General features: G+C 53.0%; 23 protein-coding genes. 11 read left to right on the top strand and 12 right to left on the bottom strand.

Annotated elements, in window-relative coordinates; all coding sequences use genetic code 11:
- Positions 1–73 precede the first annotated feature (73 nt).
- The 4 genes from ACF8MC_RS18140 to ACF8MC_RS18125 form a co-directional block, all read right to left on the bottom strand.
- Positions 74–1,711 (bottom strand): ABC transporter ATP-binding protein, encoded by a 1,638-nt coding sequence (locus ACF8MC_RS18140; RefSeq protein WP_049195544.1) that lies wholly within the window; start codon positions 1,709–1,711, stop codon positions 74–76.
- Positions 1,701–3,377, bottom strand: a complete 1,677-nt coding sequence (locus ACF8MC_RS18135; protein ID WP_049195545.1) for an ABC transporter ATP-binding protein — start codon at positions 3,375–3,377, stop codon at positions 1,701–1,703. Before ACF8MC_RS18135 ends, ACF8MC_RS18140 begins: the two co-directional genes overlap by 11 nt.
- Before the next feature lie 100 nt (positions 3,378–3,477).
- Positions 3,478–4,356 carry an AraC family transcriptional regulator gene (locus ACF8MC_RS18130; RefSeq protein ID WP_047569528.1) on the bottom strand — a complete coding sequence of 293 codons (879 nt, stop codon included), beginning with the start codon at positions 4,354–4,356 and terminating at the stop codon, positions 3,478–3,480.
- A gap of 111 nt (positions 4,357–4,467) precedes the next feature.
- A complete protein-coding gene (locus tag ACF8MC_RS18125; protein WP_145956992.1) occupies positions 4,468–5,490 on the bottom strand; it encodes a LacI family DNA-binding transcriptional regulator in 1,023 nt (340 codons plus the stop codon).
- A gap of 284 nt (positions 5,491–5,774) precedes the next feature.
- Between ACF8MC_RS18125 and ascF the strand changes: the two genes are divergently transcribed.
- Together ascF and ACF8MC_RS18115 are read left to right on the top strand one after the other, a co-directional pair.
- Positions 5,775–7,217 carry a PTS cellobiose/arbutin/salicin transporter subunit IIBC gene (gene ascF / locus ACF8MC_RS18120; protein WP_164105632.1) on the top strand — a complete coding sequence of 481 codons (1,443 nt, stop codon included), beginning with the start codon at positions 5,775–5,777 and terminating at the stop codon, positions 7,215–7,217.
- 16 nt (positions 7,218–7,233) lie between these two features.
- A complete protein-coding gene (locus ACF8MC_RS18115) occupies positions 7,234–8,664 on the top strand; it encodes a 6-phospho-beta-glucosidase (RefSeq protein ID WP_164105630.1) in 1,431 nt (476 codons plus the stop codon).
- On the opposite strand, the gene ACF8MC_RS18110 is transcribed toward ACF8MC_RS18115, so the two are convergent.
- The 4 genes from ACF8MC_RS18110 to ACF8MC_RS18095 all read right to left on the bottom strand — a co-directional run bounded on the left by ACF8MC_RS18110 (position 8,556) and on the right by ACF8MC_RS18095 (position 10,570).
- On the bottom strand, positions 8,556–9,020 hold the full coding sequence (locus ACF8MC_RS18110) for a contact-dependent growth inhibition system immunity protein (RefSeq protein WP_234721829.1): 465 nt from the start codon (positions 9,018–9,020) through the stop codon (positions 8,556–8,558). The two genes, ACF8MC_RS18115 and ACF8MC_RS18110, sit on opposite strands and share 109 nt — an antisense overlap.
- Complete coding sequence (locus ACF8MC_RS18105) at positions 9,017–9,304, bottom strand: contact-dependent growth inhibition system immunity protein (protein WP_164105806.1); 288 nt, start codon at positions 9,302–9,304, stop codon at positions 9,017–9,019. The genes ACF8MC_RS18110 and ACF8MC_RS18105 overlap by 4 nt, the downstream gene beginning before the upstream one ends.
- Before the next feature lie 116 nt (positions 9,305–9,420).
- Positions 9,421–9,741 carry a contact-dependent growth inhibition system immunity protein gene (locus ACF8MC_RS18100; RefSeq protein ID WP_133159872.1) on the bottom strand — a complete coding sequence of 107 codons (321 nt, stop codon included), beginning with the start codon at positions 9,739–9,741 and terminating at the stop codon, positions 9,421–9,423.
- 4 nt (positions 9,742–9,745) lie between these two features.
- The gene (locus tag ACF8MC_RS18095) at positions 9,746–10,570 is read right to left on the bottom strand and encodes an RNase A-like domain-containing protein (protein ID WP_047569541.1); all 825 of its coding nucleotides are present in this window, start codon (positions 10,568–10,570) and stop codon (positions 9,746–9,748) included.
- 383 nt (positions 10,571–10,953) lie between these two features.
- On the opposite strand from ACF8MC_RS18095, the gene ACF8MC_RS18090 reads away from it, so the two are divergent.
- From ACF8MC_RS18090 to ACF8MC_RS18050, 9 genes are all read left to right on the top strand, one after another.
- On the top strand, positions 10,954–11,196 hold the full coding sequence (locus ACF8MC_RS18090; protein WP_161764334.1) for an ash family protein: 243 nt from the start codon (positions 10,954–10,956) through the stop codon (positions 11,194–11,196).
- Positions 11,091–11,399, top strand: a complete 309-nt coding sequence (locus ACF8MC_RS18085; protein WP_164105805.1) for a hypothetical protein — start codon at positions 11,091–11,093, stop codon at positions 11,397–11,399. The genes ACF8MC_RS18090 and ACF8MC_RS18085 overlap by 106 nt, the downstream gene beginning before the upstream one ends.
- A gap of 230 nt (positions 11,400–11,629) precedes the next feature.
- The gene (locus tag ACF8MC_RS18080) at positions 11,630–12,748 is read left to right on the top strand and encodes an HNH endonuclease signature motif containing protein (protein ID WP_164105804.1); all 1,119 of its coding nucleotides are present in this window, start codon (positions 11,630–11,632) and stop codon (positions 12,746–12,748) included.
- Between the two features lie 91 nt (positions 12,749–12,839).
- Complete coding sequence (locus ACF8MC_RS18075) at positions 12,840–13,757, top strand: restriction endonuclease (protein WP_103799013.1); 918 nt, start codon at positions 12,840–12,842, stop codon at positions 13,755–13,757.
- 183 nt (positions 13,758–13,940) lie between these two features.
- A complete protein-coding gene (locus tag ACF8MC_RS18070) occupies positions 13,941–15,650 on the top strand; it encodes a class I SAM-dependent DNA methyltransferase (RefSeq protein WP_164105803.1) in 1,710 nt (569 codons plus the stop codon).
- Entirely contained in the window at positions 15,640–17,046 is a 1,407-nt protein-coding gene (locus ACF8MC_RS18065) for a restriction endonuclease subunit S (protein ID WP_164105802.1), read from the top strand. The genes ACF8MC_RS18070 and ACF8MC_RS18065 overlap by 11 nt, the downstream gene beginning before the upstream one ends.
- Positions 17,039–18,214: a DUF4268 domain-containing protein gene (locus tag ACF8MC_RS18060; protein WP_164105801.1), complete on the top strand. Its 1,176-nt coding sequence runs from the start codon at positions 17,039–17,041 to the stop codon at positions 18,212–18,214. The genes ACF8MC_RS18065 and ACF8MC_RS18060 overlap by 8 nt, the downstream gene beginning before the upstream one ends.
- Entirely contained in the window at positions 18,214–21,348 is a 3,135-nt protein-coding gene (locus ACF8MC_RS18055; RefSeq protein ID WP_103774130.1) for a type I restriction endonuclease subunit R, read from the top strand. The genes ACF8MC_RS18060 and ACF8MC_RS18055 overlap by 1 nt, the downstream gene beginning before the upstream one ends.
- A gap of 66 nt (positions 21,349–21,414) precedes the next feature.
- Positions 21,415–22,635 carry a DUF3644 domain-containing protein gene (locus ACF8MC_RS18050; protein ID WP_103774131.1) on the top strand — a complete coding sequence of 407 codons (1,221 nt, stop codon included), beginning with the start codon at positions 21,415–21,417 and terminating at the stop codon, positions 22,633–22,635.
- A 211-nt stretch (positions 22,636–22,846) separates the two neighbouring features.
- Here ACF8MC_RS18050 and ACF8MC_RS18045 read toward each other — a convergent pair whose 3' ends face one another.
- The 4 genes from ACF8MC_RS18045 to ACF8MC_RS18030 form a co-directional block, all read right to left on the bottom strand.
- Positions 22,847–23,227, bottom strand: a complete 381-nt coding sequence (locus ACF8MC_RS18045) for a putative T6SS immunity periplasmic lipoprotein (protein ID WP_103774132.1) — start codon at positions 23,225–23,227, stop codon at positions 22,847–22,849.
- 96 nt (positions 23,228–23,323) lie between these two features.
- Positions 23,324–23,704: a putative T6SS immunity periplasmic lipoprotein gene (locus ACF8MC_RS18040; RefSeq protein WP_103774133.1), complete on the bottom strand. Its 381-nt coding sequence runs from the start codon at positions 23,702–23,704 to the stop codon at positions 23,324–23,326.
- Complete coding sequence (locus ACF8MC_RS18035; RefSeq protein ID WP_103772841.1) at positions 23,701–24,225, bottom strand: type IV secretion protein Rhs; 525 nt, start codon at positions 24,223–24,225, stop codon at positions 23,701–23,703. The genes ACF8MC_RS18040 and ACF8MC_RS18035 overlap by 4 nt, the downstream gene beginning before the upstream one ends.
- Positions 24,226–24,501: 276 nt before the next feature.
- A complete protein-coding gene (locus ACF8MC_RS18030; protein ID WP_133160033.1) occupies positions 24,502–24,963 on the bottom strand; it encodes a hypothetical protein in 462 nt (153 codons plus the stop codon).
- Positions 24,964–25,679: the final 716 nt, after the last annotated feature.

Genomic DNA, 25,679 nt, shown 5'->3' with positions numbered 1-25,679 from the left:
GTTATTGTTAAATGATAATCGTTATCAATCTAACAAAACGGCCGCCGCGACTTTTTCGATTGCCGGAGTTTCTCTATCGATCGCCGGTCATTTTCGCCTGGCAGAAACGGGCGAACCAGCCCCCCGCCTCGCGCAGCGCATCCGGGCTGCCCGCCGCCGTCAGCCGCCCGCCTTCCAGCACCCACACTCGATCCGCCCGACAGGCCAACGCGGGATCGTGGGTGACGACGACCCGCGTGCCGGGCCAGCCGGCCAGCAGGGCCGCCACGCGCTCGGCGTTGCGCAGATCCAGACTGGCGCCCGGTTCGTCCAACAACAATCGTGGCGCCCCCTGCAGCAGCGTGCGCGCCAGGCACAGCCGTTGCTTCTGCCCGCCGGAGAAACGATCGCCGTCGCTGCCGACCTCTTCTTCCAGCACGTCGGGCGGCAGATCCAGCGCCGCCAACAGCGCCAGCAGACGCTCATCGCCGATATCCGTTCGCCCCTGGGTCAGATTCCAGCGCACGCTGCCGCGCAGCAGGCGATTGTCTTGCCACATCACGCCGCGACCGCCCGCCAATTGCCGCGCCGACAGCGCGCGCACGTCACGGCCGCCGTAGAACACCCGCCCCGCCGTCGGATCCTGCGTGCGCGCCATCAGGCTCAGCAGGCTGCTTTTGCCGGCGCCCGAAGGGCCGACGATCGCCAACATCTCTCCGGCGGCACAGGCTCCGCCTATTTCCCGCAGCCGCCAGCCGCCGTGCGCCGCCGCCAGGCTCAGCGCCTCAAGCGCGATGCCGTCGTCCTGCGGCGCCGCGCCGTCCCGTTCCGGCAGCGGCAACGCGGGCGACGCCAGCGCCTGCCGCAGTTGCGCCCACGCGCTCTTCAACTGACGCAGCGCCTGATCGAGGTGAGAAAGCTGAAGCAACGGCTCCAACAAGCGGGCCAGGACAATCATCAGCGCCAGCCATTGGGCGACGTTCAGGCGCTGCGCCAGCACCTCATGGGCACCGAACCACAATGCCGCCAACAGCGTCAGCTGCAGCCCGGCGCTGAACAACAGGTGATATGGCAAGCTTTGGCGCAGCAGCGCGGCGTGCGCCCGATGATGGTCATCCAACCGTTGCGTCAACGCCTCGGCGGCGGCCGCCTGCCCGTAGCCGAAGCGCAGCAATGCCTGATGACGGGCAAACTGCATCAGCGCCCCTTCAATACTCTGATTGGCCTCCCCAAGCTCTCGCTCTCGCCGGTGCAGCCGGGCCGCCGAACCGCGCAACACCAGCATCAACAGCACGCAGGCCGCCAGCAGCATCAGCGCCACTCCCGGGCTCAGGCAGGCCAGCCCGGCGATCAGCGCCAGCGGCGTGACGACCGCGCCAACCAACGGCGCCAGCAGGTGCGCGGGTGCCGACATCGTCTGACCGATGGCCCCGGCCAACAGACCCGGTGCCTGCTCCTGCGGCGACAGCGCGCGCGGCAGACGGCGGAACAGCGCCCGCAGCAACGCGCTCATCACCGCGCCGCCGGCGAAGAAACCGCGGGAGGCCGCCGCATACTGCACCGCCAGCAAGAGAGGCGTAGCCAGCGCCAGCAGCCCTAGCCAATGGCCGGGATTTTGCTGCCAGTTCGCCACCGCTGCCGCCAGCAGCAAGGCGCAGACGCCATCCAACGCGGCGGCCAGCGCCATCAGCAACAGCGCCGGGGCCAACGCTTTCACCAACTCAAACTTCATCGTCCGCCTCCTGGCGCTCGGCCAACGCCGCCAACAATGCCGGATGATCCGCCATCTCGGCGGGCGTGCCGACCGCCAGCAACCGCCCCTCCGCCAGCACCGCCACCCGATCGGCGCGGCGGCACAGTTCCGCGTCGTGCGTTGCCACCAGCCGGGTGGCGGGCAGCTGCGCCAGCGCCGTCAGAATGCGTTCGCGATTTTGCCGATCCTGCGCCGAAGTCGGTTCGTCGGCCAACAGCAGCGGCCGCCGCGCCAGCAACGCCCGGGCGATGGCGAGACGCTGCGCCTCCCCGCCGGAAAGCGAAGGCGTATCGTCCAACCTATCCTGCAAACGCGCCGCCAGCCCCAGCGCGGCCAGCACGCGCCGCAGCTGCGCATCGTCGGCCCCGTCGACGAACAGCGTCAGGTTGTCGCGCAGCGACATCGCCGGCGGCGTATTCTCCTGCGGCACCACGGCCACCATCTGATTGAATGCCTGCGCCGAGAACGCGTCGGCGAGCACGCCGTCGAGCGATACCGTTCCGCTATCCGGCTCGCTATAACGGGCGATCAACCGCAGCAGCGTGCTTTTACCGCTGCCCGACGCCCCGACAATCGCCAGCCATTCCCCCGGTTCGACGGCCAGATTGACGCCCTGCAGCAACCAGCGTTCGTCCTGCCGGCAACCGAGATCGCTCAGCTGCAGCGCCGCCCCCTGCGGCGCCGAAGCGATCGTCGAGCGCCCTCCCCAGCGTATTTCGGGATGCGCCAGCAGCGCCCGAATGCGGCCGGCGGCCAGCGTCGCCGCGCGCAATGCATCGCCGCCGTGCCCCATCGCCATCACCGGTTGCGCCACGCTGCGCAACAGCAACACGAACAGCGCCAGCTCCGCCAGCGTGAGATTGGGCGCCAGCCAGCGGGCGCCGAGCAACAGCCAACCGGCCGACAGCGCGGCGCTGAGCAGTAATTGGGTCACGGCGCCGAGCGCGCCGATACGCCGCAGCCAACGGTGAAAGGCGGCGAGAAAGCCCCGCAGGCTCTGCCGCGCACGCGCTTCGATGCCCGCACCGGGAAACTGGCGCGCCAACAGCGGATGCGCCGCCAGCTGCCGATAATCGTCGTTCAACTGCCGAAACGCCCGATCGCGTTGTTCAAACGCCGGCCGCAGTCGCGGCGAACGGATGACGCGAAACAACAGCGCGGCCGCCAGCAAAGGTATCAGCGCGAACAGCAGCAGCGGCCACTGCACCGCCGCCAGCAGCGCCAGCGCGCAGCCGGGTACCACGGCCAGCTGCACCAACTCCGCCGGCGCATGGGCCACCAGCTGATGCAGCGCCTGAATGTCCTGCGACAGCGCCCGGGCGGCGCCGCTCTCGCCCTGCCGCACAAACCAGTTCAGCGGCAGACGCACCAGCTTGGCGGCCAATTGGCTGCGCAGCCGATGACACAAACGCGCGTCGAGCAGATGAGTGAGGTGCAGCGCCAGCGTTTGGGCGAACAGCCACAGCGCCAAGCCACCGGCGGCGACGCCAAGCCAGAAGGAATAGGCCGCCGGATCGGCGTCCACCAGCCGGGCTATCGCCAGCCAGGGAAACAGCGAACTGACGCCGGCCAGCGCCTGCAGCGCCAGCGCGGAATACAGCATGATGCGGAAAGGACGCGTCAGCGCCCGCAGGTCACTCAGCATGAGATCCTCCACGGCAAAGGCGCTTACTGTAGCCAAAAGCGGCGGACGTCCTCATCCGTAAAGGCTTTCGCCGGCGAGACTTTTTCTTTCGATTGCGTGGCTAACGCTTTTTGACGTCGCAGGGCATGACGCCGAAACGCTTGCGGAAGGCGACGGAGAAGTGCGCCGGCGTATAACCCACCTGCCAGGCGACGGTGGAAACGTGCAGATCCTGCTCGCTCAGCAAGCGCCAAGCGGTTTGCAGCCGGTGCTCCTGCAGCAGGCCGAATACGCTGGCGCCAAACAGCTGGCGGAACCCTTGCGTGAGTTTGCGGGTGTTCAACCCGGCGCGCTGAGCCAGTTGATCCAGGCTCGGCGGCTGCTCCATCTCCGCCAACAGGATTTCGCGCGCCAGCTGCAGGCGCGCCACATCGCGCGCGGCCAGGTGCACGCCAACAGACGGCGCGGCAGCGCTGCGGTTCCAGCATTGATGCAGGCAATGCGCCGCCAGCTCGTTGGCCCTGGCGCTGAACCACAGCCCGCGCTGCGACTCGTGCAGCGGGCAGGCGAACAGTTGCCGGGCCTGGCCGATCAGCGCTGCCGGCGCCGCCAGCGGCACCAATTGCGCATGCCGCCGCCCATCGAGGCCGGGCGGCAGGCGGACATCGTTCTGTTCCAGCCAGGCGGCGGAGAACTGCAGCAGGGTGTAATCGAGCGGTTCGCCGGCCTGGAACAGGTTGTTCAACACAAAGTCGTCCCGCCCGGCGGCCAGCAACAGCGAAGGGCCGTTCAGCTCCACCTGCGGCCCCGTTCCGCTTTCACAGCGCAGACGCCCGCGGCGGATCACCACGATCTTCAGCCCCGCGCGGTGGGGTTCATCCAGCTCGATGTCGACATCGGCGGCCAACACGCCGCGCCGCGCACGCAGCATGTCCGACAGCGCATAGTCCTGCGCTTGCTGATGATATTCCTGCAGTAACCGCTGGGGGGACGTAGACATGTTCGCCCTGCCTGTGAATGATGACGCCGACCGTCGACGAGGTTTTTGATAGTGATTCTCATTAGCAATATAAGGCCGGCCGTCGGGTTTGTCTATTGAGGCGCGGATGGATCAGTTACCTACCCAATACGGCCCCGCCGCCACCGACTCGCGCTCGATCAGGCTGGCCGGGAAGCTGGGGCGCTTGCTCAGCTCGCCGCCGTCCAGCATCGACAGCAGGCGGTTGATGGTCTCCTGGATCATCTCGGTGACCGGCATCTTCATGCTAGACAGCGACGGCACGGTATAGGGCGCCAGCGGGATGTCGTCGAAGCCGATGACCGATACCGCTTCCGGCACCGCCACGCCGCGCTCCGCCAGCCGCTTCATCGCGCCGATGGCCATCTCGTCGTTGCCGGCGACGATGGCGCTGAACGGCTGCCCGCCGGCCAGTAGCGCATCGACCGCCGCCACGCCGCTTTGCGCGTGCCATTTCCCCTCGACGATCAACGCCTCGTTAACCGCGATGCCCTGCTGCGCCAGCGCGGATTTGTAGCCGGAAAGCCGCTCCAGCCCGGTGGGAGAATCGAGCGAGCCGGTGATAAAGGCGATGTCGCGATGCCCACGCGCGATCAGGTGCGCCACCGCCGCCGCGCCGGCTGCGTGCTGATCGCTGAAGATGCAGTAGCTGTCGTTCAGCCGCAGCCGCCGGTTGATCACCAGAATCGGCTGGCGGTGTTGGGAGACGATCTCGTCCATTTCCGCGATCGACAGAAAACGCGGATAGATGATCACCCCGTCGCAGCGCAGATCCAGCAAAAACTGAATGGCGGCCCGCTCCTCTTCGGCGGTGTGCTTGCCGTCCGCCAGGATCAGTTGGCGGCCGTTCGCCTCCATGATGCGCGCCGACTGCGCCATCAGTTCGCTGAAGTAGTTGCCGCTGTAGAGGGTGTTGGTGACCACCAGGCCGAGGGTTTGAGTGGTGTTGGTCGCCAGGCTGCGCGCCAGCAGGTTGGGCCGATAGCCGGTTTCCGCGATGGCTTTATCCACCAACGCGCGTTTCTCCTCGCTGACATAGCCGCTGCCGGACAACACGCGCGACACCGTCGCCTTTGAAACGCCGGCCTTTTTCGCCACCTCGAGTATCGTTGCCATCTGTGCGCCGCCAAAATCCATGGGTTCAGCGCAGTCTACCCAAGACGCCCGGCGTTTGGAACGCTTTCACGCCCCTGTGCGTCGGTGCGCACTTACCCCTGACGATCCAGATCACGAAAACGAAACGCCAAAAATCATAGTTCTTGCCAACAACAAAACACAAATACATGATTTTGTGAAACCGGTTTCTTATGGGCGTTTCATACAGATGGAACGACGGATCGCCCAGGCAGTAAATATGCGCCTTTGGGCTATCCGAATTGCTATCTGAGAGACGACACGCCATGCCGAAGAACTACGCAGAGATCTCGCACACCATCGTGGGCGCCCTGGGCGGCGCGGGCAATATCGAGGCCGTGACCCATTGCATGACCCGCCTGAGATTCGTGGTGAAAGACAAAACGCGGATCGACACCCCGGCTCTGAAAGCTATCGACGGCGTGCTGGGCGTGGTGCACAGCGGCGAGCAGTGCCAGGTGATCATCGGCAACGAGGTGGCCAAGGCCTATCAGGCGGTGCTGGCGCTCAGCATGCCGGGCGCGGCGGCCCCCGCCGCCCCGGTGAAACGCCAACTCACCCTGAAGGGCATCGGCGCCGGCATTCTCGACGCGCTGGTGGGCACCATGTCGCCCCTGATCCCCGCCATCATCGGCGGCTCGATGGTGAAGCTGCTGGCGATGATCCTGGACATGGCCGGGGTATTCGAAAAAGGCTCCTCGACCCTCGTCATCCTCAACGTGATCGGCGACGGCGCATTCTTCTTCCTGCCGGTGATGGTCGCCGCTTCGGCGGCGCTGAAGTTCAAAACCAACATGTCGTTGGCGATCGCCATCGCCGGGGTGTTGGTGCATCCCAACTTTATCGATCTGATGGCCAAGGCGGCACAGGGCCAGGCGGTGGAATTCGCCTTCATCCCGGTGACGGCGGTGAAATACACCTACACGGTGATCCCGGCGCTGGTGATGACCTGGATCCTGTCGCACATCGAACGCGGGGTGGATCGCATCACCCCGGCGGTGACCAAGAACTTCCTCAAACCGATGCTGATCGTGCTGATCGCCGCGCCGATCGCCATTCTGCTTATCGGGCCGCTCGGCATCTGGATCGGCAGCGGCATCTCTGCGCTGGTCTACACCGTGCACGGCTATTTGGGCTGGCTCTCCGTGGCCATCATGGGGGCGATTTGGCCGCTGCTGGTGATCACCGGCATGCACCGGGTGTTCACCCCCACCATCATCCAGACCATCGCCGAGACCGGCAAAGAAGGCATGGTGATGCCTTCGGAGATCGGCGCCAACCTGTCGCTGGGCGGCGCTTCGCTGGCGGTGGCGCTGAAAACCAAGAACCGCGAGCTGCGCCAGACCGCGCTGGCCGCCGCCGCCTCCGCCATCGTGGCGGGGATTTCCGAACCGGCGCTGTACGGCGTGGCGGTGCGCCTGAAACGGCCGCTGATCGCCAGCCTGATCAGCGGCTTCGTCTGCGGCGCGGTCGCCGGCATCGGCGGGTTGGCCAGCCATTCGATGGCCTCGCCCGGGCTGTTCACCAGCGTGCAGTTCTTCGATCCGGCCAACCCGATGAGCATCGTGTGGGTGGTGGCGGTGATGGCGCTCTCCGTAGTGCTGTCGTTCGCGCTCACGCTGATGCTGGGCTTCGAGGATCTGCCGGAAAACGCAGCCGCACCCGGCCAAACCGCACCGGCGGCGAACGCCGCCAGCGCAACGCATTGAGACACCAGAGGATTGCATGTCCGATTCAACATTCCCGACAGGATTTTTATGGGGCGGCGCTTTAGCCGCCAACCAGGCGGAAGGCGGCTATCGCGAGGGCGGCAAAGGGCTGACCACCGTCGATATGATCCCGCACGGCCCGCACCGCATGGCGGTCAAACTCGGGCTGGAGAAGCGCTTTAGCCTGCGCGACGACGAGTTTTACCCCAGCCACGACGCCATCGATTTCTACCACCGCTACCGCGACGACATCGCGCTGATGGCGGAGATGGGCTTTACCGTGTTTCGCACCTCCATCGCCTGGAGCCGGATTTACCCCAACGGCGACGAGCTGACGCCCAACGCCGAAGGCATCGCCTTCTACCGCAGCCTGTTCGAAGAGTGCCGCCAATACGGCATCGAGCCGCTGGTGACCCTGTGCCATTTCGACGTGCCGATGCATCTGGTGACCGAATACGGTTCCTGGCGCAGCCGCAGGATGGTGGAGTTCTTCACCCGCTACGCCCGCACCTGCTTCGAAGCCTTCGACGGGCTGGTGAAATACTGGCTGACCTTCAACGAGATCAACATCCTGCTGCACAGCCCGTTCTCCGGCGCCGGGTTGGTGTTTGAAGCGGACGAAAACCCCGAACAGGTGAAATACCAGGCCGCACACCACGAACTGGTGGCCAGCGCGCTGGCGACGCGCATCGCCCACGAAGTGAACCCCGCCAACCAGGTGGGCTGCATGCTGGCCGGCGGTAACTTCTACCCGTGGTCCAGCAAGCCGGAAGACGTGTGGGCCGCGCTGGAGAAAGACCGCGAGAACCTGTTCTTTATCGACGTGCAGGCGCGCGGCGCTTACCCCTCCTACGCCGCCCGCGTCTTCCGCGAGAAAGGCGTGAGCATCGCGATGGCGCCGGAAGACGCCGACATCCTGAAGCACACCGTCGACTTCGTCTCCTTCAGCTACTACGCCTCGCGCTGCGCCTCCGCCGACATGAACGACAACAACAGCAGCGCCGCCAACGTGGTGAAATCGCTGGCGAACCCGCACGTGCCGCGCAGCGACTGGGGCTGGGGCATCGATCCGCTGGGGCTGCGCATCACCATGAACATGATGTACGACCGCTACCAAAAGCCGCTGTTCCTGGTGGAAAACGGCCTGGGCGCGCACGACGAGTTCAATGCAGCAGGCGAGATTGAGGACGACTACCGCATCAGCTACCTGCGCGAACACATCCGCGCCATGGCCGACGCCATCGCCGACGGCGTGCCGGTGCTGGGTTACACCACCTGGGGCTGCATCGACCTGGTGGCAGCCTCAACCGGCGAAATGAGCAAGCGCTACGGCTTTGTCTACGTCGACCGCGACGACCAGGGCAACGGCACCCTCGCCCGCACCCGCAAGAAATCGTTCTGGTGGTATAAAAAGGTGATCGCAAGTAATGGGGGGGATTTGGGGTAGGTTTGGGCGGTGGGGTTGGGGGCTGAAATTCGTTTAAGCTGCCCCAGCTTTTGTTCCGCTTTTCGTTGCAACATGGCAAAGAACACCACCGCGGTAGTACCCCAGCTCTCCGGCACAAACTCATCTGAAAAATGCTCCGCCATGCCCTCGTTTATACGCCCCGCATAGGTGGCCTGAAATTTTTTGGCTTCCTCGAGGATATCGCGGATGACCTGGCTACCGTTTTGCTCAAGGAAGCCGTCAATCACCCCCTCGGCCGTTTCGGCATCAGTAAACAGATCATAATCCTGACCGAAGTAAATACTGAATAAGCTACTGAGCTCGCTAAAGTGATTGCGAATCATGATGGTGCTCAAAGCGCTTTCACCGCAGCGCTTCTGGCCTGTTGCAGGAATGCGGAAACCGTGGTTCCCCATAGCTGCGGGCTGAAGGTAAAGCCGAAACGTTGGTTGAATAATGACTCCACATTATCCTGCGCCAGTAGCTCATCGATCTCATTGACCAAAGCCTCACACTGCTGATGAGTCGCCAGACGAATGTACTCTGCGATCAGCGCAGTAATATCGCCCTCTGCATTTATCAGGTCATAGTCTTGACCAAAATAAACGACGATCAGTTTATCAAGTTCGCTGGTTTTCATCGGCTTATCTCGCAGGGAAAGCGCTAAGGATAAAGTAAGGTTTGCCACTACTGCGTATGAGCTCAATTACAACACCAGACCGAGATCCAAGCTCGAATAACTCGGCATCCTCTACGTTAATTAAAGCTGCCCAGCTTTTGTTCCGCTTTTCGTTGCAACATGGCAAAGAACACCACCGCGGTAGTGCCCCAGCTCTCTGGCACAAACTCATCTGAAAAATGCTCCGCCATGCCTTCGTCTATACGCCCTGCATAAGTAGCCTGAAACTCTTTAGTCTCCTCGAGGATATCGCGGATGACTTGAGTGCCATTTTGCTCCAGGAAGCCGTCAATCACACCCTCGGCCGTTTCGGCATCAGTAAACAGATCATAATCCTGACCGAAGTAAATACTGAATAACTTACTGAGTTCGCTGAAGTCTCCGTGCAATCTCATCATTACCTCAAAAGTCGGGAAACGCTGTCAGTATGAAGTAGGGTTTACCTTGAAACTGCTGATAGTGCAACACGACCTTTAATCGCGATGTTCTCACTAATTGCGTTGAATTTTTACTCAGGCCATAACCAATATCGCTGGACATAATATGGGTCAATTCAAGATTTGGTCTTCCCGCAGGATTCGTGGCCCACAGTTTTATCCACTCTTTATTTGCTTTTAACGCCGAGCTGACGGCGACTTCCGCGGCCCCTAATGATTTAAACGAAGAGGCCTTGTTCACTCGTGGATTTTTTAAACGCTCTAACAGTTGCTCTTTCGTCACCCCAACATGGCGTTTAATGGTATGCCCACCCGGTTTCATCCCAGTAGGGGACTCGTGCTCAACCAGCTTAACTCGCCCCATGCGCACAGATGCCACTCGGGCTGCGCCAACCGCTCCGGCAAAGACAAAAGGCACTGCAATATCGACCGTTAAACCGACGTTATAAGCCGTTTCCCGATCGGCACCCAATGCTTGTGCCAACACAACGGCAGACTGATAAGTGTCAGTCGTCGTTGGCTGCCCGGTAATCATCTGATTGGAAGCGGCCTTGATGCTGTCCAGGCTATGCGTTCCCACCACCACGCACCCGACTTTGGTGATAAACGTCGGATCCGGCGCATAGCACAATACCCCCGCCCCCATCAGCTCAACGACACCACCGGCAAGCCCCAAACCGCCAAGCAGACGGTTACTGAGCGTTTCACCTTCAGTGACACTCTCATCAGACAGCACCGCCGCAAGCTGCACCGGCGACAGGGCAATACGCAACTCATCTTCATTCGCCATGTTCGTTCATTCGTGAATTAGCAAAGCCGTATGATTAACATAAGCTCTAGAAAGGATAAATACTGGAACGGTTAACGTCCCGCGATCGCGAATAAAGCTTATCCACCATAATATTCATTTAGCGACGGCATGTACTATTTAATATATTCCCGGTGTATATATAGGCAATATTTTCAGTATCTAAGACTACTGTGAATAACTGCGATCTGTATTCCAATCCTAAAAGTAAATTAACTGTAATTCCATACAGATTATTTTTTTCTTTTACTGATAACGCTATAGTTTTTCCGCTGCGGCAAAATCCGCAGCCGGAGTTAGCGTTCCGAACACTTACACAAGGCAGCATTATGTATATAATGTTGGGGCTTTAAACATCCAGAATTATGGTGGCCCAAGTGGGGGCTTCGCAAGAAGCGCCGGTTTCCTTCGTGTCCGGTAACGCTAACTCCGCTTGGGCTACCACCATGGGTTTAGCGTCTCATGTGGTAGTACGCATACTACACACTAAGGATAAAGACACATGGAAAATGTCGCCATCACCGAAAACACCACAAGTACCCTCACCCTCTACCGCCAACTGTTTAACCATTTCGAGCTTAGCGCACTTAATCCCACAGATCTCTTAGACCTGGCCGCACTCTCTGCCGAGCAAGCGGAAGGTCTGTGCCACGGGCTGATGCTGTTCGGCCAGTTACTGCAAAAGCACCCACAGTTGGACACTGAAGGCTGGGAGCAGATGAATCGCTACCTCAACGCCACGGCACATCTGGTTCCTGCGCTGTGTAACCTTTATGGGCGGGCGTTGCGGGAGATGGAAACCTGCGGCTAACGTAAATGACAATCAGGGCGATGCTCATCGCCCTTCGTAATCACGCTTTTCCAATAGATCTGACTGACATATCACAACAAAAGCATTCATCAAGGTAGGCATTCCCTCCCCTACCTGGCATAGTTAACGCATTCGGTAAATCGATGAGTTAACTGCTGGGTATTGATGCATACTGCTCTCGTCAGCAAGCACATTACTCAGAGTCTGCTCGGTAATGTGAGGACGTGGTTTTGGCAACTGCAATAGAGGCGTTATCTTCAAAAGAATTCGTTTTAAAAGCCATCGAAGAATATAAAAAAATTGGCCGAGATGAATTCTTAAAAAAACATAAAATAAAGAAATTTAAAAAACAAACCCTTCTTTATAATGGCGAGAAGTACGATATCCGCGGCATTGCCGCTAGAGCATACAGTGAGCAGCATGGCTATCCGTTAAAGGGAATAAATGCCGATAGCGGCACGGAAAAAGCCATCCAATATCTCAAAGATCTCGGTTTTGAGCTCGTCGAAACACCGCATCCTTTTGACTACTTAACCGAAGGCAAGCTGTACACACGCAAAGCGCTTATCGAGCTCTACGGTGGGCAGCTGCAAGGCGGTATCTGGACCCCACGGGAATTCCCGGTGATCTTTATCTTCACCGGAGAAAGCGGTGAAACCTACGGCTACAAAGATGGATGGACAGCCGAAGGCAGCTTCTCTTATACGGGAGAAGGCCAAAAAGGCCCTATGGAATTTATTCGGGGTAATAAATCCATCCGCGACCATAAAAAAGACGGCAAAGACATCTTCCTGTTCGAAGACAACAAGAAAGAAAAAGGCGTTCGCTATCTTGGCATGTTTGAGTGCGACTCTTGGGATCACATTCAGTGCTTAGACTTCGAAAATAACATGCGGCAAGGCATTACCTTTAACCTGTTCAAAGTCTCGTCACTGCACGCGGTTGAAGAAGAAGCAGAAACCGATGAAGCTGATACACAGACAGAGGCGCTCGAGCAGTTGCGCAAGAAGGCACTTCAGTCCTCAAAGCAATCAGGCCAGCGCCAACAGAGTGACAGCAAAAAATCCTGGTTCAAACGCAGCGAAGACGTAAAAAAATACGTGCTACGACGCGCTAATGGCATCTGTGAAGCCTGCGACCAACCTGCACCGTTCATGAAAAGGAACGGTGAGCCCTACCTCGAACCCCATCACACTAAACGCCTAGCCGACGAAGGCCCCGATCACCCTCAGTGGGTGGGCGCTATCTGCCCGACTTGCCATCGACGGATTCATAGTGGGGTGGATGGGAAAGAGGTGAATAAGAAGTTGATGGTGAAGTTGGAGTTGAAAGAGGCAGCTACCGGTTAAAAGTTGCCTACAACAGCGTGCTACCTGTCAACTTCAAAACCGAGTTTGTGCAGTATCATAGGAATAATAAGGAAAAACAGGGAACCTCAGCATGTCAGTACCTACCTACGACCAATTCATCGAGCCAGTGCTTCGCTTTTTGGCAACTAAGCCCGAAGGCGCACTTGCTCGGGAAGTGCAAGATGCAGCAGCAGACATACTCAACCTAAACGAAGAACAACGGGCAGAGACTATTGCCAGCGGCCAATTGGTTTATAAGAACCGTACCGGCTGGGCTCACGATCGTTTGAAACGTGCTGGGCTCTCGCACAGCTTATCCAGAGGCAAATGGTGCTTAACCGCCAAAGGCATCGACTGGTTAAAGCAGCATCCAAACCCGCTCACTGCAGCAGAAGTCGAGCATCTCGCTTTGGCTTATACCAACGTCAAACTTCAACAAAATAGTGATGCGGTGGATTTGGACCCGGTTACAGAGCCCCTTCTCACTGAAGCGATGTTAACAAATAGCCCAGACGATCGCCTGGAGCAATCAATCAAAGAGATCCGTGATGCGGTTGCAACGGAACTGCTGGAGAATCTAAGCCAGGTATCCCCAGGCCGCTTCGAAGTTATCGTGTTGGATGTGCTGCACCGTTTAGGCTACGGCGGCCACCGCGATGATTTAAAGCGTGTCGGAGGCAGCGGTGATGCGGGGATTGATGGCGTAATTTCTTTAGACAAGCTCGGCTTAGAAAAAGTGTATGTGCAAGCCAAACGCTGGCAAAACACCGTAGGCCGCCCTGAGTTGCATGCATTCTACGGTGCACTTGTGGGACAAAAGGCCAAACGAGGGGTATTCATCACGACATCTGGCTTTACTAAACATGCCGTTGCCTACGCGCAATCGGTAGAAGGCATGGTATTGATCGACGGCAACCGATTGGTACATCTGATGATGGACAATGAGGTGGGTGTTAGTTCAACGTTGCTGAAGGTTCCTAAACTCGATAGCGACTACTTCGACCAGTGATCCCCTTGCAAAATCGGTAATTTCTTAGAGGTCGAGCACATATCTCCTGGCCGATGTGTGGCCATGCCGTATTTTGTCCCTTTAGTTGGCTTATGTCGTTTAAGATTGCTCTGCTTGCGGGTATCATTTTGCGATACACATTCCAAATGACTAGTTCAGATTTAGCGTTTCTTGAGGATTTTCATGAATAACAACGAGCAGCTTTTCTTAAACGAGCTGGATAACAAATTTTGGAAGGCCGCCGACAAGCTGCGTGCCAATATGGATGCCGCCAACTACAAGCATGTAGTCCTGGGGCTGATCTTTCTAAAATATGTTTCCGATGCCTTCGAGGCTCGCCAGCAGGAGCTGATCACTTTGTTCCGCGATGTTGGCAACCCGGACAACATCTATGCCATGTCACGCGACGATTACGATTCTGATGAAGAGTACGCTCAAGCGATCCAGGAAGAACTAGAGGTCGAAGATTACTACACCGAGAAAAACGTCTTCTGGGTCCCCAAAGCCGCACGCTGGGAAACGCTGAAAAACAAAGCCATGCTGCCGACCGGGACGGTATTATGGGTCGATAAGACCACAGGCCAAGAAATTAAACTGCGATCGGTCTCTTGGCTTATCGACAATGCGCTGGATGAAATTGAAAAAACCAACCCAAAACTGAAAGGTATTTTGAACCGCATCAGCCAATTCCAACTGGGCAATGAGGTTTTGACTGGCCTCATCAACACCTTCTCCGACGCAAACTTCAGCAAACCAGAATATAACGGCGAGAAGCTAAGCTTAAAAAGCAAAGATATTCTTGGACACGTTTACGAATATTTCCTTGGCCAGTTCGCGCTGGCAGAAGGCAAGCAGGGTGGCCAGTACTACACGCCAAAAAGCATCGTGACCCTGATCGTCGAAATGCTCCAGCCTTATAACGGCCGCGTGTATGACCCGGCGATGGGCTCCGGCGGGTTCTTTGTGTCCAGCGACCGCTTTATTGAAGAGCACGCGGGCGAGAAACAGTACAACGCCGCAGAGCAGAAACAGAAAATCTCCGTCTACGGTCAGGAGTCCAATCCGACCACCTGGAAACTGGCGGCGATGAACATGGCGATCCGTGGCATCGACTTTAACTTCGGCAGCAAAAACGCCGATACGCTGCTGGACGATCAGCACCCGGATCTGCGCGCCGACTTCGTAATGGCTAACCCACCGTTCAACATGAAAGAGTGGTGGAGCGCCAAGCTGGAAAACGATGCGCGCTGGAAATACGGCACGCCGCCGCAGGGCAACGCCAACTTCGCGTGGATGCAGCACATGATCCACCACCTGGCACCAAAAGGCTCAATGGCGCTGCTGCTGGCAAACGGCTCGATGAGTTCCAACACCAACAATGAAGGCGAGATCCGCCGCAACCTGATTGAAGCGGATCTGGTGGAATGTATGGTGGCGCTGCCGGGCCAACTGTTTACCAACACCCAAATCCCGGCCTGTATATGGTTTCTGACCAAAGACAAATCCGGCGGCAACGGCAAAGCGCACCGCAAAGGTGAAGTGCTGTTTATCGACGCGCGCCAGATTGGTTATATGAAAGACCGCGTGCTGCGCGATTTTACCCGCGAAGATATTGCCAAAATAGCCGACACCTTCCATGCCTGGCAGGCAGATAAAAATTATGAAGACGAAGCCGGATTCTGCTTCTCTGCAGCGCTGGAAGACATCCAGAAAAATGACTTTGTGTTGACCCCAGGGCGCTATGTCGGCGCGGCTGAGCAGGAGGAAGACGATGAGCCATTTGCTGAAAAGATGGCACGGCTGACGGCACAGCTTAAAGCTCAATTGGAAGAGAGTGAAAAACTGGAAGCACAGATTAAGGCAAATCTGGGGGGGTTGGGTTATGAGTTTTGAGTTATATGAATACAAAATTGAGGATCTAGGTAAAGTTATCACTGGTAAAACACCGCCTTCCAAAATTAGTGATGCTTTTAGCGCACAAGGTATTCCTTTTGTAACGCCAAAAGATATGGACGGTCGTAGACTTATAGATAAAACCGAAAGGTATTTGTCTTCCCAGGGTGTCGAAGCGGTGCGGAATTGCTTACTGCCTCAAAATAGTATTGCGGTGTCTTGTATTGGTTCAGATATGGGTAAAACGGTTTTATTACCCGGTAAAAGCATTACTAATCAGCAGATAAATGCCATCGTTGTAGATTCAGAACGTTTTGATTACAAGTATGTCTATTATTATCTTTCAACTCTGCAGGATGATTTCAAAGCAATTGCTGGAGGAAGTGCAACTCCAATTTTGAATAAGGGGCACTTTAGCCAATTTAAGGTTTCATTACCCGTTAAACTCGTGCAAAATAAAATCGCTTTAATACTTGACTCCTTGGATACAAAAATAGAAGTAAATACCGAAATCAGCCATACTCTCGAACAAATGGCCCAAGCCCTGTTCAAAAGCTGGTTTGTCGATTTTGAACCGGTGAAAGCCAAAATGGCGGTGCTGGAGGCGGGTGGTTCACAGGAAGACGCGACTCTTGTGGCGATGACGGCGATTTCTGGGAAAGATACTGATGCGCTGGCGGTTTTTGAGCGTGAACACCCTGAGCAATATGCTGAGTTAAAAGCCACGGCAGAGCTGTTTCCGTCTGCGATGCAGGATAGTGAGTTGGGGGAGATTCCGGAAGGGTGGGGTGTAGAAAATTATCGTACTTTTTGTGATTTTGTTCAAAGTGGCGGGACACCAAAGAGATCAGAACAGGCTTATTGGGAAGATGGCGATATTCGATGGCTATCATCAGGTGAGGTCAGAGATAAAATAGTCTTTGATACAAAAGAAAAAATAACGGAAGTTGGATTGAGAAATAGCATCGCTAAGCTTTGGCCGAAGTATTCAACTGTTATGGCGATGTATAGAGCAACAGCTGGTGAAATTTGTTTACTTGCAAGTGAAATGTCTGCTAATCAGGCTTGTTGTGCTCTTTACTCTAAAAAATATTCGTTCTTTATTTATTTTTCATTGTGTAATAGCGCATCTGTTATTGCATCGAAAGCTTCAGGTTCAGCCCAGCAAAATTTGAATAAAGGTATAATAGAAAACGCGGTTTTCTGTAAGCCAACGGACAGCCTAATAGAGATTTATAATAAATCGATTAATGACTTAATGTTAATGTGGATTTCGAATGTTAAATGCAATAATAATTTAACCCAACTCCGCGACACCCTCCTCCCCAAGCTCCTCTCGGGCGAAATCACCCTACCTGAAGCCGAGCAGGCGGTAAGTGAGGCGGAAAATGTATAAAGTCGATACGCCTACCAATAGCCTGCACTCTCTGCAAGAGGTCTCGTTCAGCAGCCTCGGTTATACCGAGCGCTACCATCTGCAGGAGTGGCTGGCGAAGAACCCGCAGGCGTTGACCCGCGATAATGACGACGAACTGCTGATTATCCAGAAAGAGTTCGCCGGCTTTGACGACACCAAAGAGCGCCTCGATCTGCTGGCGCTCGATAAAAAAGGCAATCTGGTCATCATCGAGAACAAGCTCGATGATTCCGGGCGTGACGTCGTCTGGCAAGCGCTGAAATACGCCGGGTACTGCGCCAACCTGCGTCAGGAGAGCGTGGTTGAGATTTTCCAGCTCTATCTGGATCAGTACGATCCCAACGAGAATCGCCAGGCGGCAGACGTCATCGCCGAATTTATGGGCTGGGAAAGCCTGAAAGAAGGGGTGCTCAACCGTAAAGGCACCCAGCGGGTCATCATGGTCGCAGCCAATTTCCGCAAAGAAGTCACCAATACTGCGCTGTGGCTGATGCAGTTTGGTATCCGGGCGCAGTGCTTCAAAGTGACCCCTTACCGTTTCGGTGAAGATGTATTTGTCGATATCCGCCAGGTGATCCCAACCCCGGAAGCGGAGTCGTACATGATCGGCATGGCTCAGAAAGAGGCGGAAGAACAGTCAACCTCCAGCAGTAGCGAACTGCAGCAGCGTCACTATCTGCGCCGCGAGTTCTGGACGATGGCGCTGGAAAAATTCCGCACCAGCCCCTGTTCACTGTTTAACAACCGGGCACCATCAACCGATCACTGGCTGGCTGCCGGGTCGGGCGTCAGCGGCGTGCCCTTTGAACTGATCTTTTCCCAGAAAGACGCTCGCGTGCAGCTCAATATTTCTCGTGGGGATGCGCTGGAAAATACCTGGCTATATGAACGCCTTCTGGAACGCAAAACGCATATTGAATCGCTATTTGGTGAACCACTCGACTGGCGGCTGCTACCAGAGAGGAAAAGCTGTCAGATTGTCTGCTCAAAAATATTTGATGGCGGGAATAAAGCACTCTGGCCCACCATTATTGACTGGATGATGGATGGCATGAACCGCCTAGAAAAAGCGATCCGTCCGAGCTTATTAGAACTGGCGATTGAGCTTAAGCAAACAGGGTTAATTACCGGGGGAGAGGAAGAGTAATGCTGAGTGAAGACGATTTAGAACAGCAAAGCCTGCAGTGGTTTGCTGAACTGGGTTGGGAGGTGTTACATGGCCCGGATATCGCGCCCGACGGTGATAATCCGCTGCGTGCTTCGTTCCACGATGTGTTTTTGCGCCCGTTATTGCTGGAACAGCTGCAAAAAATTAATCCGCATCTCCCGGTTGCCGTGCTGGATGAGGTGATATTGCGTATCGCCCATGCACAAAGCCCGGACCTAATCGTCAGTAACAAAGCCTTCCATCACCTGCTGCTCGACGGCGTGCCGGTACAGTACAAGCAGGACGATAACGTTATCCACGATAAAGCACTGTTGATGGATTTTTACCACCCGAACCATAACCGTTTTACGGTGGTCAATCAGGTAGCCATCCAGGGAACGAAGCAGGTGCGTCGCCCGGATGTCATCTGCTATATCAACGGGTTGCCGGTGGCAGTGATTGAACTGAAAAGCCCAATCGATGCCAATGCCGATATCTGGGCTGCATTCAATCAGCTACAGACCTATAAAAACGAACTCAGCGATTTGTTTATCTGCAACGAAGCGCTGGTAGTCAGCGACGGCTATAACGCCCGCATTGGTTCCCTTACCGCGAACGAAGAGCGTTTTCTTCCGTGGAAAACGCTGTCTAACGAAGACGACAAGCCGCTGTTTGAGTGGCAACTTGAAACGGTAGTTAAAGGATTCTTTAACCGTGAATTGCTGCTCGACTATATTCGCTACTTCATCCTGTTTGAAAACGACGGCAAACGACTGATTAAAAAGATTGCCGCTTATCATCAATTCCATGCCGTGCGAGAAGCGGTGGCAGCGACAATTGTGGCCTCTACCGGTAAACATTTGCCGCTACGCAGCAACATCACGCCAGGCAGTAAAAAAGCGGGCGTAGTTTGGCATACTCAAGGTTCTGGGAAGAGTATTTCAATGTGCTGCTATGCCGGGAAGCTGCTGCAACAGGCAGAAATGAACAACCCGACTATCGTGGTAGTGACCGACCGTAACGATCTCGACGGACAACTTTATGCCACGTTCTGCCAGGCGCAAGATTTGCTTAAGCAGGAACCGTTGCAGGCGAACGACCGCGACCAACTCCGCGAGATGCTTAATGCCCGCGAATCAGGCGGAATTATTTTTACCACCGTACAAAAATTTGCCCCGCTGGACGGCGAAAAAACTCACCCAGCGCTCAATCTACGCAGCAATATCGTCGTCATTTCCGATGAGGCGCACCGCAGTCAATATGGCCTTAATGCCACGTTGGATCGCGAAACAGGCGCTTATAAGTACGGTTACGCCAAACATATGCGCGATGCATTACCCAATGCATCGTTTATGGGCTTTACCGGAACACCTGTATCTTCCGAAGATAAAGATACTCGCGCGGTATTTGGTGATTACGTCTCTATCTACGATATTCAGGATGCGGTGGAAGATGGCGCAACCGTGCCTATCTACTATGAATCACGTCTGGCAAAACTCGACCTTAACCACGAAGAGCTGGAAACGCTCTCTGAGCAAGTTGATGAGCTGGTCGAAGACGAAGAGACCGATCAGAAAGAGAAAACTAAAGGCGACTGGAGCCGCCTGGAAAAACTTGTAGGTTCTGAACCGCGTATCAATCAGGTGGCTGCCGATCTGGTTCAGCATTTTGAGGCCCGTAACGCCACCATGAATGGCAAAGCGATGATTGTTGCCATGAGCCGTGAAATCTGCGTGAAACTGTATAATTCATTGGTCACCTTACGTCCGGAATGGCACAGCGATGATGTTGAGAAGGGTGAAATCAAAATCATCATGACCGGCTCAGCCTCCGATAATAAATTCCTGCAGCCGCACATCTACAATAAGCAGACCAAAAAACGCCTTGAAGCGCGCTTTAAAGATCTCAACGATCCGCTAAAACTGGTGATTGTGCGCGATATGTGGCTTACCGGGTTTGATGCCCCCTGCTGCCATACCATGTATATCGACAAGCCAATGCGCGGACATAACCTAATGCAGGCCATTGCACGCGTTAACCGAGTCTTTAAAGACAAACCTGGCGGGTTGGTGGTCGATTACATCGGGATTGCTAACGAGCTGAAGCAAGCTTTGAAAACCTATACCGATTCAAAAGGTAAGGGACAGACCACTATCGATGCTCATGAAGCTTTCGCTATTCTGCTTGAAAAGCTGGATGTGATTCACGGCATGTTTGCCAAAACACCAACCGCTGCCGGGTTTGATTACACTGGTTTTGAAGAAGTACCCCAACGGTTTTTACTCAAAGCTGCAGATTACGTGCTGGGCCTCGATGATGGTAAAAAACGCTTTTTTGATGTCGTACTGGCAATGAACAAAGCCTGGTCACTGTGCAGTACGCTGGATGAAGCCAAACCATTGCAAAAAGAGATAGCGTTTCTGTCAGCGGTGAAAGTGGCGATTATCAAGCTGACGACAACCGACAAGAAATTCAGCCAGTCAGAGAAAAACACGCTGCTCGGTAAAATCCTTGATAACGCTATTATTGCGACCGGGGTGGATGATGTGTTTGCACTGGCGGGGTTGGGAAAACCCAATATCGGCTTACTTTCAGAAGAGTTTTTAGAAGAAGTGCGTGAAATGCCTCAGCGTAATCTGGCCGTTGAATTGCTAGAGAAGTTGTTGAACGACGGTATTCATGCTCGCACAAAAAATAACGTAGTACAGGAGAAAAAGTATTCAGATCGCCTTAGGGCCGTATTGCTTAAGTACAATAACCGCGCAATAGAAACTGCACAGGTAATTGAAGAGCTTATACAGATGGCTAAAGAGTTCCAAGAAGCCATGGCGCGCGACGATGCTCTAGGTCTCAATCCGGATGAGATCGCGTTCTACGATGCATTAGCAGAAAACGAAAGTGCTGTGCGTGAACTAGGTGACGAAACACTCAAAAAACTGGCAATTGAAGTTACCTTGAAACTGCGGCAGTCCACTACGGTAGACTGGCAAGTACGAGAAAGTGTGCGTGCCAGACTGCGTATTTTAGTAAGACAGACACTGCGTAAATATAAATATCCTCCGGATAAAACCGCAGGTACCGTTGAGCTTATTTTGAAACAAGCCGAGGTTGTTTCGAATAGTTGGACTAGCTAATAAATATAAAGGGAGGGCACCTCACCTCCCATCTCTAATAATTTAGGCTTGCGAGGATAACATCTGATGAATCGTTCAACAAAACAGTTGAAACTCTTGGACTCACTTAGATTACATGAAAAAAACAATCATAAGTTCTCTATAAAAGATCTTGTTAACTCTACCGGCTACAATGAAAATAGCATCAGAAAATATATTAATGAAAAGTTAAACGGCGTTTACTTACACCCAATCAATGAAAAAGAATGGCGATGCGATGGGCTATTAAAATTATCAAATGATGATTTTATAAGAATGATGTCTCAATCTTTGAAAGCAAAAACCGTCACACCTGAGTTGAAGATATATAAAGGACTATTAAAGCGCAGTTTAGATGCTTTCATCCTTTCACTTGAAGTATATAACAGGCCAAGCTTAGATAACCGTGTTGAAGCATTTTGCATTCTTTCAATAAATGCGTGGGAATTATTGCTTAAGGCTGAATTAATTAAAGCGCTAAGTTTGGATACTGTATTCAAGTCTAGTGGCCATTCGATTAGTATAAGTGATGCACTAAATAAAAGATTACAACAGAATGATCCCGTCAGGAAGAATCTAGAAACACTAGTTGAATTACGAGATAGCGCGATACACTTACTTATCCCTGAATTACAGCCCGAGTTGTCAAGACTCTTCCAAGCAAATGTACTGAACTATCAACAGCGATATTTAAATGAAACAGGTTCATCACCGTTATCAGGCCAAAGCATTGGAATGCTCAGCTTAGTTATTGATGGTCCACAGAGTGACATCTCTATTATTAAAGAAAACTATGGGAGTATGACAGCAGCAGTAGCTGAAGAGTTTCTGGGAAGATTCAATAAAAATGCAAGTGAATATGATTCTGTAGAATTCACAATACCAGTGGACTATAAGTTAACGCTAACAAAAAATACTAAAGAGAGTGATTTGTCATTAGGCATAGGTGAGAAAGGTCATAATGCCATTATTATTAGAGAGGTCAGAGATCCCGATATCACCCACCCTTATTATGAAGGGACAGCCATTGAAAGAATAAACAATCAGCAAAGTGAGTTCTCGATCACTCGATATTCATTCAGAGCTGTAATTTGTAAACATAAAATTCAAAACAACAAAAAGTCCCCTATGCATTTTGAAATTGACAAGAGACATAGATACTCTGAAAAATTCATAATATGGTTTGTAGATAGTTTAAAACAGCCAGGGTGGTTAGATGATGCAATTAGTTATTTAAAAAATAAGAAAGGGAAAAAGATAGCTAGTTAATTATCCTAATATAGCAGCTATGCATGCACCGTCGTAAGTAGCTGCTAACTTTTCATAGTAAAACAGAGTTTGTAAACAGCTAGACAAATCATTTTAATTAATCCTAATAACACACATGGATTCCTATCAACTTCATGAATAGCACCATTTAGTTAGCAAGAAATAAAAATCATTATTAGGACGATGTTCTATTTTACTATCATATTGAAAACTAATTCGACTCCAACATAACCTCTTCACCTCGCTTCCACACAATAAACCCGGCCTCATAAGGATGCAAAGGCGTACTGACAATAACACTGTACCCTTCACCGGGGAGAAAATCATACTCATCGACTCCAGGAACACACTTCCCGGGTTCCAACTCTACCGGGGTGTTGGCATATGATTTTTCATAGACATAATGATCATTGCCATACCTCCATATGCCTACTTTTAGAATGAACTCTTCTCTTACCATTTCATTTTTATCGACAAAAACGCAGATCTTGCTGCCGACAGCCGTTGCTTTTGCCGGGCGTAAATTGACTTTATCCCCCATAGGGCAACCAGAGATAAAAAGAGAAATAAAGAGTAAGAGGATTTTTTTCATAGTGGCAGCCCTGCGCTTCCTATTACAGGTTATAAATTCTATAGAATTAATAAATTACTCTCATGATAATCTTTAGTTAAAAAATCTCATTGCAATCTAATCGGGCTTCAGCATCATGCTTTCACCTTTCTTCCACACAACAAAACTGGTCCGATAAGAGTTCAGCGGTGTTCTTACCAACACGGTGTACCCTTCATCAGCGATAAAACTAAACTCACCGATACCTGGAACACACTTGTTGGCCTCCAACGTTACCGGATTGTAGGAATATGACTTTTCATAAACATAGTCATCCCCTCCCTGTCTCCAGATGGCGATATCCAGTATGGATTCATTTTTTACGATATCGTTCTCATTAAAAAAGACGCAAACTTTACCGTCTACGAGCTTACTTTGTACTTGATAGAGGTTAAACCTGTCACCCGTTGGGCAACCCGAGATAAAAAGAGGAAGAAGAAGGAATAAATATTTTCTCATAGCGGCAGCCCTGCGCTTCTGATTATGGGTTGAAATTGTGACAATGTCCGTCTGTCCACTATCCCGATGAGTTTCCTGTTTGGCAAGCGGAAGAAGGCATTCACCCCATATCTCTTGAGAATGAAATAGTCCGCAATTATCGATGCTTGCTGTTCCATGCTGTAGTGGCGCAGCAAAGGTTTATCAAGCCGATATTGATAACTTACCGCCCAACTGAGAAGCCCACGGGTACGTACCCACATGCCCTTCTGGTGCTGCCAAACGTGTGCCATCTCATGAATAAAAAGATGCTGAGCTTCAGGATCCTGGCTCGCATAATCCTTTTTATATAATGCCCTACGAAAATACAACTCCCCATTCGGGCTCATCGCCGTGTACTGATTCTGCAACCCAAATGGCAGGTAGCTGTCGCAGTGAACCAACACGCTCTGATAGAAAATGGTGCTGCCAAACACTGAACGCGCCAGATTGACTTCGCCCGGTGTTAACGCCCGCGTGATCCCTTCCTGTTGTGGCTCCATCCTGGAATTCCTTGATCCAAAAGGGTTCAATGAAACGCCATTTTAGCCTTTAAGGTCAATCAGATAGGCCTTAGAAAAGCATCAGGAAGATCCGGTTTTTACTGAGGTGAGAAGCGCATCACCTCGTGGCTGATAATTGAAAGTAGTCATACAAGGCAAACTTCTAACACAAAAAAGCCACCTCTCGGTGGCTTCTTGTTTGCACTGTACTAACGCTGCCAGATGATAAGCTACCGCCCTCATCTCCATTAACGTAGTCACACATTCAGCGTGTTTTTAAATATCACGCCTGAAGTTGCAAGAGGTCTTATCTGTGCAAATCACCGACGGTAAGTATTTATCCTCCCGCACCTTGGTTGGGATAACCGCACACTGTTTGCTCAGTTCTAGCCTGCGCGTTGCTCTAACGGTCATCGACTTATCTTGGGGAATAACGAAATTAACTTCGATTTTTTCTGGCTTGTCTCCAAACCACAAGCCAATCGTACCTTTGGCCTGTACCATCTCCTCTCCTTTCTCATCAAAAACATAGTAACTGCCAGTGCCACTACGATTTTCTAGTATACGGATTGGACCGCTGGGATAATTATTGGCAATGGCATCATTCTCCCACAAATCTCGTACACAATATGCCATCCCTGCTGTACCCGGTGTTCCCGTAAAAGTATCCACAACTTTATTCGTACTGCAAGCTGACAAAGCAAGAAAGGACAGAAAAAATAGAGGTTTAATAGACATTTAATCAAAGCATCCTTGGCTTTATTTTGGAAATGCTTATCATATCACTGACACACCTTAATGAGAATGAATATCAATATCACATGTGTAATGCATCTCTATACGAATTTGCCAACTGATGCGCTAGATAAGCTATTTTACCAGATCGATGATGAGCCTTCTCACTGGGCAGCCATCGTGCCAGTTGCATCAGCAAATTTCGGTCAAATCAGTCTCAGTAGCACTGCGCAAGGCGTATCGCAATTATGAATGACCCCAAGACACATAACTCTACTTAGGAGGTAGCAAGGAACAAAGGCAGGGGGTTGTTTGCAACCAAATTCTAGGCACAAAAAAACCACCTTTCGGTGGCTTCTTGTTCGCGCGGTACTTAATGGTGCGAAGGCCGGACTCAAATCACCAAACAAGACACTGAAAAATATAAAGTTATTAAAAACAAATCAAGATTGTGCCCCCTTTTGTGCCCCCAGTATAAATTTCGTGAAACGCTGGAAGATTAGACTATTGCTCTGAAAACAGCATAAAATTCAACCATACAAAGAATTCGGTTAGGTTCCGTGTCACGAACCCAAACCAAAAATCTTGTTACGCATAAATTTACCGTCGCCATTTTCTGTTCGTAGCACTCATCTCTTGGACTTACAGCCCAAAAAAAAGATTTATAGAAAAACTGTTCACCCTATACACCTTTTTAATTTACCCTTTTATTTCAATGT

It is taken from the genome of Serratia sp. LACPHL-BACT-2024-00286, assembly GCF_043109535.1.
Lineage (GTDB): Bacteria > Pseudomonadota > Gammaproteobacteria > Enterobacterales > Enterobacteriaceae > Serratia > Serratia sarumanii.
The sequence above is the reverse complement of the archived record's forward strand: the minus strand, read 5'-3'. Positions and strand labels throughout refer to the sequence as shown.

Excerpts from the sequence above, each read along its gene's own strand:
- ACF8MC_RS18130 (WP_047569528.1), bottom strand. The coding sequence starts at position 4,356 with ATGTCTACGTCCCCCCAGCGGTTACTGCAGGAATATCATCAGCAAGCG.
- ACF8MC_RS18090 (WP_161764334.1), top strand. The coding sequence starts at position 10,954 with ATGGTGGCCCAAGTGGGGGCTTCGCAAGAAGCGCCGGTTTCCTTCGTG.
- ACF8MC_RS18055 (WP_103774130.1), top strand. The coding sequence starts at position 18,214 with ATGCTGAGTGAAGACGATTTAGAACAGCAAAGCCTGCAGTGGTTTGCT.
- ACF8MC_RS18040 (WP_103774133.1), bottom strand. The coding sequence starts at position 23,704 with ATGAGAAAATATTTATTCCTTCTTCTTCCTCTTTTTATCTCGGGTTGC.
- ACF8MC_RS18135 (WP_049195545.1), bottom strand. The coding sequence starts at position 3,377 with ATGCTGAGTGACCTGCGGGCGCTGACGCGTCCTTTCCGCATCATGCTG.
- ACF8MC_RS18115 (WP_164105630.1), top strand. The coding sequence starts at position 7,234 with ATGTCCGATTCAACATTCCCGACAGGATTTTTATGGGGCGGCGCTTTA.
- ACF8MC_RS18140 (WP_049195544.1), bottom strand. The coding sequence starts at position 1,711 with ATGAAGTTTGAGTTGGTGAAAGCGTTGGCCCCGGCGCTGTTGCTGATG.
- ACF8MC_RS18075 (WP_103799013.1), top strand. The coding sequence starts at position 12,840 with ATGTCAGTACCTACCTACGACCAATTCATCGAGCCAGTGCTTCGCTTT.
- ACF8MC_RS18060 (WP_164105801.1), top strand. The coding sequence starts at position 17,039 with ATGTATAAAGTCGATACGCCTACCAATAGCCTGCACTCTCTGCAAGAG.
- ACF8MC_RS18065 (WP_164105802.1), top strand. The coding sequence starts at position 15,640 with ATGAGTTTTGAGTTATATGAATACAAAATTGAGGATCTAGGTAAAGTT.
- ascF (WP_164105632.1), top strand. The coding sequence starts at position 5,775 with ATGCCGAAGAACTACGCAGAGATCTCGCACACCATCGTGGGCGCCCTG.
- ACF8MC_RS18095 (WP_047569541.1), bottom strand. The coding sequence starts at position 10,570 with ATGGCGAATGAAGATGAGTTGCGTATTGCCCTGTCGCCGGTGCAGCTT.
- ACF8MC_RS18105 (WP_164105806.1), bottom strand. The coding sequence starts at position 9,304 with ATGAAAACCAGCGAACTTGATAAACTGATCGTCGTTTATTTTGGTCAA.
- ACF8MC_RS18085 (WP_164105805.1), top strand. The coding sequence starts at position 11,091 with ATGGAAAATGTCGCCATCACCGAAAACACCACAAGTACCCTCACCCTC.
- ACF8MC_RS18030 (WP_133160033.1), bottom strand. The coding sequence starts at position 24,963 with ATGTCTATTAAACCTCTATTTTTTCTGTCCTTTCTTGCTTTGTCAGCT.
- ACF8MC_RS18050 (WP_103774131.1), top strand. The coding sequence starts at position 21,415 with ATGAATCGTTCAACAAAACAGTTGAAACTCTTGGACTCACTTAGATTA.
- ACF8MC_RS18045 (WP_103774132.1), bottom strand. The coding sequence starts at position 23,227 with ATGAAAAAAATCCTCTTACTCTTTATTTCTCTTTTTATCTCTGGTTGC.
- ACF8MC_RS18070 (WP_164105803.1), top strand. The coding sequence starts at position 13,941 with ATGAATAACAACGAGCAGCTTTTCTTAAACGAGCTGGATAACAAATTT.
- ACF8MC_RS18035 (WP_103772841.1), bottom strand. The coding sequence starts at position 24,225 with ATGGAGCCACAACAGGAAGGGATCACGCGGGCGTTAACACCGGGCGAA.
- ACF8MC_RS18125 (WP_145956992.1), bottom strand. The coding sequence starts at position 5,490 with ATGGCAACGATACTCGAGGTGGCGAAAAAGGCCGGCGTTTCAAAGGCG.
- ACF8MC_RS18100 (WP_133159872.1), bottom strand. The coding sequence starts at position 9,741 with ATGATGAGATTGCACGGAGACTTCAGCGAACTCAGTAAGTTATTCAGT.